Annotated in this window: 11 protein-coding genes; 1 reads left to right on the top strand and 10 read right to left on the bottom strand. The window is 64.5% G+C overall.

Annotated elements, in window-relative coordinates; genetic code table 11:
* Positions 1–80: 80 nt before the first annotated feature.
* The 10 genes from RTK35_RS17230 to RTK35_RS17185 form a co-directional block, all read right to left on the bottom strand.
* Positions 81–2,456 (bottom strand): efflux RND transporter permease subunit, encoded by a 2,376-nt coding sequence (locus RTK35_RS17230; protein ID WP_044408553.1) that lies wholly within the window; start codon positions 2,454–2,456, stop codon positions 81–83.
* Positions 2,457–2,474: 18 nt separating this feature from the next.
* Positions 2,475–3,563, bottom strand: a complete 1,089-nt coding sequence (locus tag RTK35_RS17225) for a WD40/YVTN/BNR-like repeat-containing protein (RefSeq protein ID WP_316908580.1) — start codon at positions 3,561–3,563, stop codon at positions 2,475–2,477.
* Between the two features lie 201 nt (positions 3,564–3,764).
* Complete coding sequence (locus RTK35_RS17220; RefSeq protein ID WP_316908579.1) at positions 3,765–5,132, bottom strand: DUF1329 domain-containing protein; 1,368 nt, start codon at positions 5,130–5,132, stop codon at positions 3,765–3,767.
* Between the two features lie 60 nt (positions 5,133–5,192).
* The gene (locus RTK35_RS17215; protein WP_316908578.1) at positions 5,193–7,160 is read right to left on the bottom strand and encodes a DUF1302 domain-containing protein; all 1,968 of its coding nucleotides are present in this window, start codon (positions 7,158–7,160) and stop codon (positions 5,193–5,195) included.
* Positions 7,161–7,673: 513 nt separating this feature from the next.
* Complete coding sequence (gene pepN / locus RTK35_RS17210) at positions 7,674–10,334, bottom strand: aminopeptidase N (RefSeq protein ID WP_316908577.1); 2,661 nt, start codon at positions 10,332–10,334, stop codon at positions 7,674–7,676.
* Between the two features lie 70 nt (positions 10,335–10,404).
* Positions 10,405–11,241: a DUF2797 domain-containing protein gene (locus RTK35_RS17205; RefSeq protein ID WP_142016177.1), complete on the bottom strand. Its 837-nt coding sequence runs from the start codon at positions 11,239–11,241 to the stop codon at positions 10,405–10,407.
* A gap of 14 nt (positions 11,242–11,255) precedes the next feature.
* The gene (locus RTK35_RS17200; protein ID WP_044408569.1) at positions 11,256–11,516 is read right to left on the bottom strand and encodes a YeaC family protein; all 261 of its coding nucleotides are present in this window, start codon (positions 11,514–11,516) and stop codon (positions 11,256–11,258) included.
* Between the two features lie 90 nt (positions 11,517–11,606).
* On the bottom strand, positions 11,607–12,470 hold the full coding sequence (locus RTK35_RS17195; RefSeq protein ID WP_316908576.1) for a rhomboid family intramembrane serine protease: 864 nt from the start codon (positions 12,468–12,470) through the stop codon (positions 11,607–11,609).
* On the bottom strand, positions 12,467–13,441 hold the full coding sequence (locus tag RTK35_RS17190) for a metallophosphoesterase (RefSeq protein WP_044408574.1): 975 nt from the start codon (positions 13,439–13,441) through the stop codon (positions 12,467–12,469). Before RTK35_RS17190 ends, RTK35_RS17195 begins: the two co-directional genes overlap by 4 nt.
* A complete protein-coding gene (locus RTK35_RS17185; RefSeq protein ID WP_044408577.1) occupies positions 13,441–14,331 on the bottom strand; it encodes an NAD(+) kinase in 891 nt (296 codons plus the stop codon). Before RTK35_RS17185 ends, RTK35_RS17190 begins: the two co-directional genes overlap by 1 nt.
* A 96-nt stretch (positions 14,332–14,427) precedes the next feature.
* On the opposite strand from RTK35_RS17185, the gene RTK35_RS17180 reads away from it, so the two are divergent.
* On the top strand, positions 14,428–15,366 hold the full coding sequence (locus tag RTK35_RS17180; protein ID WP_316908575.1) for a DUF1853 family protein: 939 nt from the start codon (positions 14,428–14,430) through the stop codon (positions 15,364–15,366).

Here is a 15,366-nt window from a genome sequence, read left to right as displayed (position 1 = left end):
GTCAGACTTTTTCCGGCGTCAAGGCCAGCACCCAGAAACGAAAAACCGCGGCCGAGGCCGCGGTTTTCGAAGAGCACCGATCAGTGCGCGAGGAGTGAGCCCCCGGTCTTGCCGGCGAGCTTCTCGGGCTTGATCAGGAAGCGGGCCAAGGCCGGCAGCAGCCAGAGCGCGCCGAACATGTTGACGATGAACATGAAGGTCAGCATCAGGCCCATGTCGGCCTGGAACTTGATCGCCGAGAACATCCAGGTTGCCACGCCGATGGCCAGGCACAGGCCGGTGAAGAGCACGGCTTTGCCGGTGGACTTCAGCGTCTGGTAGTAGGCCTCCTGCAAGGTCAGGCCGGCGCGCAGGAAGCTTTCCAGGCGGCTGTAGATGTAGATGCCGTAGTCGACACCGATACCCACGCCCAGTGCCACCACCGGCAGCGTCGCCACTTTCACGCCGATGCCGAGGAAGGCCATCAGGGCGTTGCCCAGCACCGAGGTGAGGATCAGCGGGATGACGATGCAGATGGTCGCCGGGATCGAGCGGAAGGTGATCAGGCACATGGCCGCGACGCAGATGTACACCAGGATCAGGATGGTCAGCTCGGTCTGGGCGATCACCTCGTTGGTGGCCGCTTCGATACCGGCGTTACCGGCGGCGAGCAGGAACTCCAGCCCGTCCTTGTTGTGCTCCTGGGCGAAGCCCTGGACCGCCTTGACCGCGCGCTGCAGGGTCTCGGCCTTGTGGTCGTTGAGGAACACCAGCACCGGTGCGAGGGAGCAGTCGGTGTTGTACAGGCCGTCGGCGCGGCTGATGGAGTTGTTCAGCACGTCCTGGTTGCGGGAGAGGGTTTCCCACTTCAGGTTGCCTTCGTTCATCCCTTTGATCACCTGCTTGGAGACGGTGACCATGGAGATGGCGGACTGCACGCCCTGGGTGTTCTCCATCGTCCACATCAGCTCGTCGATGGGGGCCAGCGCCTCGTGGGTGGAGCACCCTTCAGGCTTGGTCTTGACCATCACCACGAGCACGTCGGAGCTGGTGGAGTAGTTGCTGATGATGAAGTTGTTGTCCTTGTTGTAGCGCGAGTCCGGACGCAGCTCCGGCGCGCCCTGGTCGAGGTCGCCGATCTTCAGGTGCTTGCCGTACCAGAGGCCGCCGCCGAAGGCCATGATGGCGATGACCACGGAGATGGGCGCCACGGTGGGGTGCGCGAAGTTGGACAGCAGGCGCCAGAACGGGTGCTCGCGGGTCGCGTCCTTCTTGCTGCGGTCGATGGCCTTCTTGCTGATGCCGACATAGGAGATGGCGACCGGCAGCAGGATCAGGTTGGTGAAGACGATCACCGCCACGCCGATGGAAGCGCCGATGGCCAGCTCGCGGATCACGCCGATGTCGATGATCAGCAGGGTGATGAAGCCCACGGCGTCAGCCAGGATGGCGATCATCCCCGGCAGGAACAGCTGGCGAAAGGTGCGCCGTGCCGCGGTCAGGGCGTTGTCGGCGTCGCTGGATTGCAGGGCGATACCGTTGATCTTCTGCACCCCGTGGGAGATGCCGATGGCGAAGATCAGGAACGGCACCAGCATGGAGTACGGGTCGAGCCCGAAGCCCACCGAGTGCATCAGGCCCAGCTGCCAGATCACCGCCACCAGGGTGGTGGATAGCACGGCGATGGTGCTGCGAATACACCAGGTGAACCAGTAGAGCAGCACCAGGGTGGTGAGGAAGGCGATGCCGAAGAAGGCCACGACCATGATCAGGCCGTCGATCAGGTCGCCGACCTTCTTGGCGAAGCCGACGATGTGCACCTGGACGTTCGGGTTCTGGGCCTGGTACTTGTCGCGGATCTTCTCTTCCAGCTCATGGGAGAACTGGCGGTAGTCGAGCTTCAGCAGCTTGCCCTGGTCGTTCGGGTCCGGGTAGGACTCGAGCAGCGGCACGTCGATGATGCTGGACTTGAAGTTGTTGGCCACCAGGCGGCCGATCTGACCGGACTTGAGCACGTTGTTGCGCAGCTCTTCCAGGCTGTCGGCGGAACCGTCGTAGGTCTGCGGGATGACCTCGCCGCCGGCGAAGCCTTCCTCGGTCACTTCGGTCCAGCGAACGCTGGGGCTCCACAGGGACTTCAGACCGGAACGATCGACGCCGGGAATGTAGAAGACCTCGTCATGGATCTGGCGCAGGGTCTCCATGTAGTCCTTGCTGAAGATGTCCCCGTCCTTGGCTTCCACCGAGATGCGCACGGTGTTGCCCAGGTTCGCCAGGTCGTTGCGGTGCTCCATCATCTTCTGGATGAAGGGGTGGTGCAGCGGAATCATCTTCTCGAAGCTGGTGGACGGGCGCACCTGGGTGGCCTGCCAGAAGAGGAAGATGCTGACCAGCAGGCAGATGACGATCACCGCCGGCCGGTTGTTGAAGATCAGGCGCTCCAGGAAGGTCGCCTTGTCCTGGTGATGGTTACTCATCGAAACTCCCCCACCTTGTTATTGTTGGCCCAGCTCGGCGCCAGTCGGCGAGGCGACACGCGCCCCACCCTGTCCCACCAGGATCAGGTTGCCCTTGCTGTCGACCGTGGCACTGGCCAGCGACAGACGATCGGCGCGGTTGACCACGCTGAAGGTGCGGCCGGCATCGGTGCTCTTCAGCACGCTGCCGCCATGACCAACCACCAGCAGGGTGCCGTCCTCGAGCAGGGTGCCGCCGGAAAGACCGAACTCCAGGGTGCCGCCGCGGGCGTTCTTGAGCGGGATGGTTTCCCAGGTCGTGCCGAAATCGGCGGAGCGGAACAGGTGGCCACGCAGGCCGTAGGCGATCACGACGCCGGGCTCTGCGGTACCGGACACGCCGAACAGCGAGCCCTCGTAGGGTCCTTCGAGGCGTTCCCAGGTCTGGCCCCAGTCGGGGGAGCGGAACATGCTGCCCATCTCGCCGACGATGAACAGGCCGGAGTCCTTCACCGCCGCGATGGCATTGATGTGGTACTGGTCTTCGTTGTCGAGGCGGTCGCTGACGTCTTCCCAGTTCTTGCCACCGTCCTCGGTGGCCAGCAGGGCGCCGTAGGAGCCAACGGCGAAGCCGGTGCTGGCGTCCTTGAACCAGACGTCCAGGAGCGGGGCTTCACGCTGCAGGTCTTCGAACTGGAGTGTCCAGGTCGCCCCGCCATCCTCACTAGCGAGAATCTGCGCGTCGTGGCCGACGGCCCAACCTTTCTTGTCGTCGACGAAGTAGACGGCGGTCAGCATCTGCCGGGTCGGCACCTTGGCCTGGGTCCAGCTCGTGCCGTCGTCGTCGGAATAGAGGATGTGGCCACGATCCCCCACGGCAACCAGGCGCTTGCCGGCGTGGGCAACGTCCAGCAGCAGGCTGGTGATGGCCTTGGGCGATTCGATGGAGTAGACCGGTGCTGCCTCGGCGGCATGCACGGTGGGCAGCACCATGGCGGAAGTCAGGATGGACAGCACACTGAACAGCGAGAGCGCTTTGGCCAGCGGCGAGTGGAAGCGGAACGCCGGCTGGGCGGAATGACGCGCGCCACGACCGGACTGGGTGCGCCGCATGACGGGCTCACTCATACACCTTTCCCCCTTATTGTTATAGGTGGTCCTGCCCCACGGGCAGGCGGCTTATGCTATCCAGCTTTGGAAAGCGCTGACAATCGGCGGGACGTTATGTTTTGTTAAGCCAAACCCGCGTGATTGAGCCCTTATCAGGGCCTCTGATGAATGAAAAAGGCCGCTACCAGAGTAGCGGCCTTTTTCTGTCCTGCGAATCGATCAGCGAGTACCGCGACGACGCAGGGCAGACGGCTTGAAGTAGCCGTCATCCGGGATCGGCTGGGTGAAGTCGATGGTGCTCGGCTCCTCGTTGTCGAGGTTCTGCACGTGGTAGCGGCGGGCCTGCAGATCATGGAACACGTCCAGCGCGGACCAGGTGGTCGGCAGGTCGTAGTAGTTCTTCAGGTAGGCCACCGAGACACGCCACAGCTCACCGCGACCGTCGTACTGGTCGACCACGGCGGCTTGCCAGCTGTCCTCGTCGAGGAACAGGGTGCGCTTGGAGTAGATGTGGCGGGCGCCCGGCTTCAGGGTGCCTTCCACGACCCACACGCGGTGCAGTTCGTTACGGGTGACGGCCGGATTCAGGTGACCGGGCTTCAGCAGGTCCTTGTACTTAACCTCAGGGCTGGAGACCTTGTAGTTGTTGTACGGGATGTAGATTTCCTTCTTGCCCACCAGCTTCCAGTCGTAGCGATCCGGCGCACCGTTGAACATGTCGGTGTCGTCGGCGGTACGCAGGCCGTCGGCGGCAGCGATGGGGGTGTCGTAGGCCAGGTTCGGCGCGCGGCGAACGCGGCGCTGGCCGGCGTTGTAGCCCCAGGCCTGACGCGGCTCCTTAACCTGGTCCAGGGTCTCGTGCACCAGCACGGCGCCACCCGCCAGGCGAGCCGGGCTCTTGGTGAAGGACAGGTAGTAGAACAGGATGTTGTTCAGGTCAGCGTACGAACCCTTCGGGTTGTAGTACTTGAACAGGGCTTCCTGCTGCGAGGTCACCAGGGAGTAGTCGCCATTGCGCTGCACGGCCACTTCGGAAGCGCGACGCACGATGTAGGAACCGCGGTAGCGAACGATGTGGTTCCACAGCGCCTCGACGCCGTTCTGCGGGATCGGGAACGGAATGCCACCGTAGGCATCGGCAAAGCCGTTGCCGCCATCCAGCAGCTTGGCAGTGGTGGCGTTCTTCACGGTGTTGTCATAGACCCACTGCGGCGCGGAGCCGGAGCGACGGGTCGGGTAGACCGGCATCTGGAAGGTATCCGGGTAGGCATTGAACAGGGCGATCTGACCGGGGGTCAGGTTGGCCTTGTACTGGTCCAGATTGGCCTTGGTGATGGTGAACAGCGGCTTGTCGCCCGGGAACGGATCGACATGGTGCTGTCCCGGCTTGTAGCCGGCCGGGGCCTGGGTGATGCCACCGGTCCACTCGGGGATGGTGCCGGCCGCATTGCCGGCCTTCTCGGCACCGAAGGGGGTCAGGCTGGCGCCCAGCTTGGCGGCTTCCTGGGCGGAAACTGCCGCCAGCGCGCTACCGGCGGACAGCGCAAACGCAACTGCCGCGCCAATCAGCGAAAGCTTTTTCAGCATGTTGAATCTCCGTGAGGGTTCAGCGGCGGGAGCCCATGAAGGCCCCCGCCTTCTTTCTAGTTAGAAGGAGTACTTGACGTTGACGCCGATGTTGTCGCGGTCGCGAGCTGCGTTGTTCTGACCGGCGCCGTAGAACTCGGTGTATTGAATCTCGCCTTCCAGGCTGTTCAGGTAGGTCGCCTTGACACCAACGGTATACGCCTTGCGGCCTTCGATGAAGTTACCGGTCTGATGAGAGTTGCCCTCGAAGTCATCCTTGTAGACGACGAACGGGGAGACGTTCACACCGGCGTACACGTCGTTCCAGGTACCGGATAGAACAAGGGTGTAGCCGTAGGCGTTCTTGTTGATCTGGTCGTCACGGTCATAGCCGCTGGCATAGGCACCGTTAGCACGGCCGGCATAGTAACGAACATTACCCTGGTAATCGGTGTACTTCAGGTCGCTGCCACGAAGGTGCTCAGACGCCAACTCCGCAATACCGACCAGCGAATCGAAGCCAAGCGACGGGCCGAAGTTCTGAATCGCACCCCACGAGGTGTTGAAGGACTCAACGCGCTCGTAGTTATGCAACTGACCGCCCATGCGCACATTCTGTCCAGCTACGTTGATGCCCTGCCCCAGCGAGAACTGAGTGGCTTGACCAAGGAACTGCTGGAGCGCGTCGTTGGTGGCGGCGATGCCGATTGGCATGTTCGGACGGTAGGCAATCTCACCAAACACCGAAGTTTCATGAATGGTGGTGTTGAAGCTGAAGCCGTATACGCGGATGTCTTCGACATATTCACGACGCGCCTGGATTTGGTTGCCCAGATCCACAGCCAGCAGACCACCAACAATTTGCTGAGCAGATGTACCTGCAGCAGCGGCAGCACCACCTACGGCCGGATTGCCTAGCAGGGCAGCATATTGTGCGCCCGTAATCCCGCCGTAGGCGCTGTTCACGTCTGCATAGATATAGGGTTCTTTGGAGTGGTAGTTGATGAAATACGCACCAAACTCCGTCGAGTTCAACTCCTCAGCGATGTACTTGAAGTTGACACCGAACTGGCCGTCATTCTTGGCGTTAATATCCGGACCAATCGAGGCGACCTTGAATGCATCGGTTGTAGCGAACTGACTGCCACGCAGGCCACTTGCCGGGTTTGATGACAACAGTCCATAGAGAGAACTACCGCCCAGCAACGCATTGGGGGCCATGAGGCCAGCCAGAGAGCCGCTCTGGTTGTATGCGGTACTACCACCATCCGCAAACAGATCGGTCTCAGAGAAATAGGTACCTGCCGGGTCAATAGCACTTTCCTTCCAGTTGAACTGGTAGAACGTCTCCATCGACAGGTTGTCGGTCAGACCGATGTTGAAGCTCAGGGCTTCAACCGGCACCAGCACCTCCTTCAGCTCGGAACCCGGCAGGCGGAACTGGGCGGCGTTGAGCGGGTTGGTGGTGTTGATGCCACCGCGATAGAAGATGCCCTCACCCCAGTTGAACACCTGCTTGCCGAAACGCGCGGTCAGCGGCATGTCGGCCACGTCCCAGTTGCCGTAGACGTAGGCGTCAAGGATCTGCGCATCGCGACCGGCCTTGTGGCGGGTCTCGCGGGTGAAGCTGCTGTCGTTCGGGTAGTTCTGGCTCGGCTGGCGCGGGCTGTTGTTGTCCAGGTAGTCGTTGCGCTTGTCCATGATCTGGGTGTCATAGAAAGCGGTACCACGGACGAACACGCCGTAGTTCTTGTAGGTCGCCTCCAGGTCGGAAGTGATCTTGTACACCTCGGAAACCAGGCCGGTGTCGAAGTTGCGGTTGCCGTCGTTGGTGTTGATGTCGTTGTTGGTCTTGTCCTGGCCTTGGACGCGCCACAGTTGGCCGTAGGAGACGGTGGTGTCGATGGAGCCGCTGATCTCGTCGTCGGCGAAGCTGAATTCAACCGCCTGGGCCTGGACGGCGCACATCAGGGGCAGGAGGCCGGCGAGGGCGAAACCGGCCTTGGCCGGTGCGAAACGCAATTGGGGCTTGCGGGACTTGAGTTCCATCGAGGTGTCTACTCCGTGGACAGATCATTTGTTATGGCTCCCGTCATGGGAGCTGTTTCGGCCACCTGGGGCGGCTCCGGCGTTGGCACTTCGAGGCCCCAACGCGTCTGGCCCGCACGTTCCAGCGATCAACTGCCGGTCGGACGAACCTGGATCGGATTGCGCACGTGCAACCAAGGTGCCAAATCCGTACGACTGAAGTCGAAAACCCGACTTGATCACCCAGGCAACTATCATTCAAACGTGTGACTGATCATCCACTGATCAAATCGGAAAATTCGGCCGATTTTGTCCTACAAGCTGGCTCGATTTGTCACTCAAAACCACACCTTGAGCGATTGCCGATTCACACCTTCCCCGTACGGTCAAGGAAAAGACGACGCCCTTCACGCTTTTTACGCCTAAGCAGGGGACGGATTATTCCCATAGGTAACAAAAAAGTGTTACCGGCAGTTTGCCAGTAACACTTTCCAGAGGGAGGAATCCGACACGGAGGGGCAAGCCCTCCTCGGATCAGGCGAGGCTCTTGCTGACCACCTCGAAGACGTCGCTGGACAGCTCGCCAGAGGCGAGGATGCGCTCCAGCTCGGCACGCATCAGGGCCTGCCGGGCTGCGTCGTACTTGCGCCAGCGGGTCAGCGGCGCCAGCTGGCGCGAGGCGATCTGCGGGTTGAGCGCGTTGAGCGTGATGACGTGGTCGGCAAGGAAGCGATAACCCGCACCGTCGGCCTGGTGGAAGTTCACCAGGTTCTGGTTGGCGAACGCCCCGATCAACGCACGCACCTTGTTGGGGTTCTTCAGGGTGAAGGCCGGGTGGGCCATCAGCGCCTGGACCCGCTCCAGCCCGCCCGGCAGGGTGCAGCCGGCCTGGACGCTGAACCACTGGTCCATCACCAGCGGATTGTCCTTGAAGTAATCGGCGAAGCTCGCCAGCGCCTTGGCCTTCTCGTCCTCGAAGCTGGAGTTGACCAGCACCGAGAGCGCCGTCAGGCGTTCGGTCATGTTGTCGCACGCCTCGAACTGCTCCAGGCAGGCCTGGAGAACCTCGGCCTTGCCACTGAGCATCAGGTAGGACAGCGCGATGTTCTGCAGGGTGCGACGGGCAAAGTGCCCGGCGGAGGCGACATAGGGCGTCTCGCGCGAGAGGGCGCGATTGGCCTGGTAACGCGCCAGCAGCTGCGGGAACAGGGCATCACTGATCGAGCGACGGGCGAACTCGCGGGCAGCGTGGATCGCGTCCACATCCGCCACCTCGCTGATCTCGGTCAGGTAGGCCTCGCTGGGCAGCGACAGCATCTCCGCCACCATCGCCTGGTCCAGGGACTGGTCCTCCAGCAAGGTGCGGAAGGCATCCAGCAGGCGGCTGTCCAGCACCAGTTGCTCGCCACGCTGGTGCTGCCCGATCAGCTCCTGCAGCACCTGCACGGAAAGCTGCTGGCCGGCATCCCAGCGGTTGAAGCCGTCGCTGTCGTGTTGCATGAGGAACATCAACTGATCGCGGCTGTACGGGAAGCTCAGCTTCACCGGCGCGGAAAAACCGCGGAGCAGGGACGGCAACGGCTTTTCCGCCACATCGACGAAAGTGAAGGTCTGCTCGGCCTCGGTGACCGCGATCACCCGGTTGCCCCCCTCGGCCTTCGCCTCGCCTGCCAGGCGCAACGGCAGGTCGTTGCCGGCGGCGTCCAGCAGCCCCAGCTCGACGGGGATGACGAAGGGCAGCTTTTCGGTCTGGCCGGGGGTGGCCGGGCAGCTCTGGCGGAAGGTCAGGCTGTAGGTCCTGGCAGCGGCATCGTAGGCGTCCTCGACCACCAGGCGCGGGGTGCCGGCCTGGCTGTACCAGCGCTTGAACTGGGTCAGGTCGACGCCATTGGCGTCCTCCATGGCCTTGACGAAATCGTCACAGGTCACGGCCTGGCCGTCGTGGCGCTCGAAGTAGAGGTCGGTGCCCTTGCGGAAGCCCTCGGCGCCCAGCAGGGTGTGGATCATGCGCACCACTTCCGAGCCCTTCTCGTAGACGGTCAGGGTGTAGAAGTTGGAGATCTCGATGAAGGAGTCCGGGCGCACCGGATGAGCCATCGGGCCGGCATCCTCGGCGAACTGGTTGGTACGCAGGAAGGCCACGTCCTCGATGCGCTTGACCGTGCGCGAATTCATGTCGGCGGAGAATTCCGCATCGCGGAACACGGTGAAGCCTTCCTTCAGCGACAGCTGGAACCAGTCGCGGCAGGTCACGCGGTTGCCCGACCAGTTGTGGAAGTACTCGTGGGCCACCACGGCCTCGACGCGCTGGTGGGCGGCGTCGGTGGCGGTTTCGGCACGGGCCAGCACGCAGCTGGAGTTGAAGATGTTGAGCCCCTTGTTCTCCATGGCGCCCATGTTGAAGTCGTTGACCGCGACGATCATGAAGATGTCCAGGTCGTATTCACGGCCGTAGACCTCCTCGTCCCAGCGCATGGACTTCTTCAGGCTGTCCATGGCGTGCTGCACCTTGTCGATGTTTTCCGGCTCGACATAGATGCGCAGGGTCACGTTGCGCTGGCTCATGGTGGTGAACACGTCTTCCACGCACCACAGGTCGCCCGCCACCAGGGCGAACAGGTAGGCCGGCTTCTTGAACGGGTCCTCCCAGGTCGCCCAGTGGCGCCCGCCCTCCCCGGCCCCGCTGGCCACCGGGTTGCCGTTGGACAGCAGCACCGGGTAGCGATGCTGCTCGGCACTCACGGTGGTGGTGAAGCGGCTCATCACATCGGGGCGGTCGAGGTAGTAGGTGATCTTGCGGAAACCTTCGGCCTCGCACTGGGTGCAGAACATCTTCCCGGACTTGTACAGGCCTTCCAGCGCGGTGTTGCTCTCCGGGTGGATGCGCACGGTGCTGTCCAGGGTGAACTGCTCGGCAACAGGCTGCAGGGTCAGGTGGCTGTCGGTCAGCTGGTAGTCGGCGGCGCCCAGCTCGCGATCATCCATGGACAGCGACAGCAGCTCCAGTTGCTGGCCGTCCAGCACCAGAGCCGGCAGGGTGCCATCGGCACGCTCGGGGTTGCGGCGCATCACCAGTTGGGCATGGACCAGGGTGTGGTCCTCGTGCAGCTCGAAGGTCAGGGCGGTCTCGTCGATCAGGTAGTCCGGTGCCTGGTAGTCCTTGAGGTGGATGACGTTCGGTTGCTCGGTTCGCATGCTTGCCTCTCCGGTTCAGCGCGGGCTCGTGGCCCGCCTACGCATGGTTGGATTGCTGCCTGCCAGTGGCTCAGCCTTCGCAGCTGGCCGCGACCTGATAGGACGTGAACTTGCGGATGTTGATGACGCCGGTGTCGAGGATCAGGTACTGCCCCTTGATGCCACGCAGGGTCCCTTCCACCACCGGCGTCTTGTCCAGGTCGAGGCTCACCACCTTGGTCGGGTAGGCCTCGACGGGATAACGGATTTCCAGCGGCTCGACGTCATCGAGCGGCTGGATGGCCTGGAGGCCGAAACGCGACTGCAGGGCCTGGATGCCCTCGCCACAGGCATCGAACAGCGCCTCGCGCACCGCGAGCAGGTCGAGTGCCTCGGCCTCGCCCTTGAGCAGTGCGCGCCAGTTGGTGCGGTCCGCCACCTGGGTGCGCAGCAGGTCCTCAACCAGGCCAGACTGCTGGCGCGTGGCGACCCGCAGGATGGGCAGCGCCTGGCGGGCGCCCTGGTCGATCCAGCGGGTGGGCACCTGGCTGGCGCGGGTGATGCCGACCTTGATGCCCGAGGAGTTGGCCAGGTAGACGATGTGGTCGGTCATGCAGAACGACTCGCCCCAGCTCGGCTCGCGGCAGGTACCGGCGTCGTAGTGGCAGCGTTCCGGGCTCATGATGCAGGTGTCGCACTGGGCCAGCGAGGTGAAGCAGGGGTAGCAGTAGCCCTGGCTGAAGCTCTTGCTGGTCTTTCGCCCGCAATGGCTGCAATGGATGCCGCCGAGGTACTCCAGGCGGATGCGCTTGCCCAGCAGGGGATTCACCGACACCTGCTCATCGCCCAGGCGGAAGGCGTACTGCACCACCGGGTCACCCAGTTGCGCCGACATCTTGCTCAGCGCACCGCGCCCCAGCTCCAGCATGGTTTCAGCCCCCATCAGTGGATGGAGTCGGATTTGAAGAGGATGTTCGGCACGGGCTCGGACTTGGAGCTGCAGACCTGCGGGCCCATGTACCCGGTGCGCTGGTCTTCCGGCAGGTTCTTGGCCTCCCAGGCGATGATGGCCTGCAGGCTCAGCTCCTTCTGTTCCTCGGTGAGTTTGCGACCATCGGCCCACTTGCCGATTTCCACGGCGAGCTTGAGGCTCTGGTAGACATCCTCGGTGATGTTGCTGATCAGTTGGGCGAAAGAGGACATGGCATGACTCGCTGCATTCGTTCGGGGGAACAAGGAGCGGCATTCTAGCAGGTCGCAGCGGGCGCCAGGCGAGGCCGCCCGCGCCCCGACCTAGCGACGCAGACGGGCCAGCAGGCCACCGATCAGGCCGGTGGCGCAGCCCGCCAGCAGGCCGCCCACATGGGCACCGTTGGCGATGGCGCCGAAGCCCAGCAGGCTGACCACGCCAGACAGGCACACCACCAGCCACACCAGCATCATCACCATCACCCCCGGCGGCAGCCGGTAGGCCGGGCACGGCGCCAGGCGCTGGAACAGCCAGCAGTGGCCGAGCAGGCCATACAGCACACCCGACAGGCCACCGAACAGGCTCGGCCCGCTCACCTCGTACTGCACCAGGTTGGACACCAGGCTCAGCAGCAAGGTGAGCCCCAGCAGCATCCAGCCGCCCTGGCGGTATTCGATGCGCCGCCCCAGCTCCCACACCCACATGCCGTTCATGGCCAGGTGCAGGATGCCGAAGTGCACCAGCATGGGCGTCACCAGGCGCCACCACTGGCCGGCTTGCAGGCTGTCGGTCAGCGGAGTGAAGAGCACGTAGTCGCCCTCCACACGGAAGTCGAGGAAGGTCAGCCAGCTGACGGCCTGGAGGTTGTCACCCAGTGCCGTCACACCGGCACAGACCAGGGTCACCAACAGTAGGGCCACGGTGAAGGGCGTAGCCTTGAGCCGCGCGCCCCAGGACTCGCGTACCGGCTCGGTCGGCGCGTGTTCCAGCACGAACTGCGGATCACCCTGGGGGAAGCGCGCATACAGGCCACGCACCTGCTCCGCCCAGTCTTCGCCGGGCACCCATAGCACCTGCTCCTCGCGTTCCTCGCTGACCCGGTGCGGCACCTCCAGGCGTTGCAGCAGGCTGACGAATCCACTCAAGTCCACCGAGGCCGGCAGACGCATCGCGGCCACCACCGTCATCGGGGCTCCTCCGGGCGTTCCACCTCGACCCACACGAATTTCGCGGGGTCCAGGCGCAATTCATCGTCCAGCCGGTAGGCCACCAGCTTGCCGTACATTACGGCGCTGTAGTCCAGGCAGGCCAGGTTGGGGCGCAGCGGCGCCGGGCGTCCGCGGCGCCAGTAGTGCCCGACGAACAGCAGCGGCTCGTTGACGCCGTAGCTGAGCAGCGCCGAGCGGTGGGCGTCGGAGAGTGGCTGCCGCGCCACGTCTTCCGGCAGCGCATCGGGCTGGAAGACCACGTCGCCGTAGGTACGCGGGTTGTCCTCCCAGAACTTGGTGCGGAACACCGAGCGGGTGAAGCCGTCGCTGCCGGTCAGGGTCATGCCGCCGGGCAGCGGCAGGTCGGTCCCCCGCAGCAGGCGCTTGAACACCCGCTCGGCGAAGCCGCCGCGTTCAGCCGAGGCCTGGATGAAGGCGGCGTCGATCCGCCCGTCCGGGTAGTCGCGGCGCACCGCCTCGATCAGGTCGTGGTCCCAGCAGGCATGCACCAGGCGGAAGCGACCGCCGTCGATGAACAGCGGCAGGTCCTGGAACCAGCGGAGGAAGTCGTGCCAGTCGCCAGGGTGGCCCTCGAACTGTTCCAGGGTCTCCTTCAACAGGCGGGTGTGGCGCGGCGTGTGGTCGTGGACGAAGGTCCGGCCACTGCCGGCCGGTGCCGGCGTCACCCAGCCGAGGGCGTTGTACTCATGGTTGCCCATGATGCAGCGGGCCTGGCCCGCCTCGACCATGGCGTGGACCAGGTGCAGCGCCTCGCGGATGCGCGGCCCACGGTCGATGAGGTCACCGAGGAACAGGGCCATGCGCCACGGGTGGCGCCAGACATCGCCCTGCTTGCGATAGCCCAGCCGATCCAGCAGGCGCTCCAGGGTATGCGCACACCCGTGGATGTCGCCGATCAGGTCGTAGCCACGCCCGGCGTCCAGTTCCATCAGTCGCCACCACCCAGGCGGCTTCCCCAGCCGAGCTTGGTGCGGCACACCTCGTAGTAGTTGTGGTCCAGCGGGTGGATCAGGCGCAGCTTCTGCGGCTTCTTGCGCACCGTGATGGTGTCGCCGGGGGCGCAGGTGAAGTGGTTCTGGCCATCGCAGGACACCAGCGGGTAGATCTGCAGGTTGGGCGAGACCACGATCTTCAGCTCGCTGGTACTGTCCACCACGATGGGCCGGCTGGACAGGGTGTGCGGGTACATGGGCACGACGACGATGGCGTCGAGCTTCGGGTGCATGATCGGCCCCCCGGCGGACAGCGCGTAGGCCGTGGAGCCAGTGGGCGTGGCGATGATCAGGCCGTCGGCCTTCTGGGTGCAGACGAACTGGCCGTCGATGTGCAGCTCGAACTCGATCATCCGGGTCGACTTGCCCGGGTGCAGCACCACGTCGTTCAGCGCGTCGCCCTGGCCGATGGCCTCGCCGTGCTGGCGGCGCACCTCGGCCTCCAGCAGGAAGCGCGTCTCGACGCTGTAGTGGCCGTCCAGCACCTCGGCCACCTTCACCTCCAGCTCATCGGGCTTGATGTCGGTGAGGAAGCCCAGGCTGCCACGGTTGATGCCCAGCACCGGGATGTTGTGGCGGGCCAGCGCACGGGCGGCGCCGAGCATGCTGCCGTCACCGCCGACCACGATCACCAGGTCGCAGACCTCGCCGAGGATCTTCCGCGACGACGTCTGCAGGCCGTGCCCGGGCAGCACTTCGGCAATGGTGTCCTCGAGGATCACGTGGAGGTGGCGATCCAGCAGGAATCGCTTCAGGCGGCGGATGGTATCGAGCACGTGGGGGCTCCCCAGGCGTCCGATGATGCCGATATTGCGGAATTGCTCCATGGGGCTCCAGCAAGGCTCTACGACGGGAGGAAATGCCGGCGATTATGGGCGAAAGCCCGTAGCAGCGGCAAACCGCTGCTCGGCTATGCTGCGTGCATGACGCCCTTCCCCACCCTCGCCGACCTGCCCCGTAACCTGCATCACCCTGCCGTGCGCGACCTCGCCTGGGCACTGCTCGCCCCACCGTTGCTGGCGCGTCCGGGGCTGGCCCAGCGGCACCCGCTGAGTGCCTCCGAGTGGGCCGCCGCGCCCCACCGGCTGGAAGCCTGGCTGCAGAGCCAGGAGCAGGCGCCGCAACCGCTGGAAGCATGGCTCGCCGGCCTGACCTCCAGCCGCCTGGGGCTTCGCTTCGAGCGGCTTTGGCAGTACGCCCTGGCGCAGGCACCGGGCGTGCGCCTGCTGGCCAGCAACCTGCCGGTGCGCCAGCAAGGCAAGACGCTGGGGGAAATGGACCTGTTGCTGCAGGACGACCATGGCATCCACCACGTGGAGCTGGCCATCAAGCTCTACCTCGGCCCCCAGGCGGGTGGCGGGCATGACGCGGAGCACTGGTGCGGCACCGATGTCAGCGACCGCCTCGACCTCAAGCTCGCCCACCTGCGCGAGCGTCAGCTGCCCCTTTCCAGCCTCGCCGTCAGCCGCTCCGCCCTGGAGAGCGTCGGCGCCTGGCCGGCACAGGCATCGGCCTGGCTGGGCGGCTACCTGTTCTATCCCTGGCCGGGAGGGTGCGAAGCCCCGACCATTGCCAACCCCGGCCACAACCGGGGCCTGTGGCTGCATCGCCGCCACTGCCAGGCCCTCATCGACCAGCATCCCGACGCCCGCTGGTACCCCCTGCCCCGCCCGGACTGGCTGGGCCACGCGCAGGTGCCGGCCGAGCAGGCCTGGCCACGGACGCAGGTGATGGAGTGGCTGGCCGCGCAGCCACCCGGCGGGCCGGCCTGGATGCTGGCAAGGCTGGCGCCGGAAGGCACCCACTGGCGGGAAGTGGAACGGGGGTTGGTGGTGAACGACGCCTGGCCCGCGACGGGCTGA

This window comes from Pseudomonas sp. zfem003 (assembly GCF_032621675.1).
Lineage (GTDB): Bacteria > Pseudomonadota > Gammaproteobacteria > Pseudomonadales > Pseudomonadaceae > Metapseudomonas > Metapseudomonas otitidis.
The sequence above is the reverse complement of the archived record's forward strand: the minus strand, read 5'-3'. Positions and strand labels throughout refer to the sequence as shown.

Coding starts and splice junctions, on each gene's coding strand:
- RTK35_RS17230 (WP_044408553.1), bottom strand. CDS start 2,456: ATGAGTAACCATCACCAGGACAAGGCGACCTTCCTGGAGCGCCTGATC.
- RTK35_RS17225 (WP_316908580.1), bottom strand. CDS start 3,563: ATGAGTGAGCCCGTCATGCGGCGCACCCAGTCCGGTCGTGGCGCGCGT.
- RTK35_RS17220 (WP_316908579.1), bottom strand. CDS start 5,132: ATGCTGAAAAAGCTTTCGCTGATTGGCGCGGCAGTTGCGTTTGCGCTG.
- RTK35_RS17215 (WP_316908578.1), bottom strand. CDS start 7,160: ATGGAACTCAAGTCCCGCAAGCCCCAATTGCGTTTCGCACCGGCCAAG.
- pepN (WP_316908577.1), bottom strand. CDS start 10,334: ATGCGAACCGAGCAACCGAACGTCATCCACCTCAAGGACTACCAGGCA.
- RTK35_RS17205 (WP_142016177.1), bottom strand. CDS start 11,241: ATGCTGGAGCTGGGGCGCGGTGCGCTGAGCAAGATGTCGGCGCAACTG.
- RTK35_RS17200 (WP_044408569.1), bottom strand. CDS start 11,516: ATGTCCTCTTTCGCCCAACTGATCAGCAACATCACCGAGGATGTCTAC.
- RTK35_RS17195 (WP_316908576.1), bottom strand. CDS start 12,470: ATGACGGTGGTGGCCGCGATGCGTCTGCCGGCCTCGGTGGACTTGAGT.
- RTK35_RS17190 (WP_044408574.1), bottom strand. CDS start 13,441: ATGGAACTGGACGCCGGGCGTGGCTACGACCTGATCGGCGACATCCAC.
- RTK35_RS17185 (WP_044408577.1), bottom strand. CDS start 14,331: ATGGAGCAATTCCGCAATATCGGCATCATCGGACGCCTGGGGAGCCCC.
- RTK35_RS17180 (WP_316908575.1), top strand. CDS start 14,428: ATGACGCCCTTCCCCACCCTCGCCGACCTGCCCCGTAACCTGCATCAC.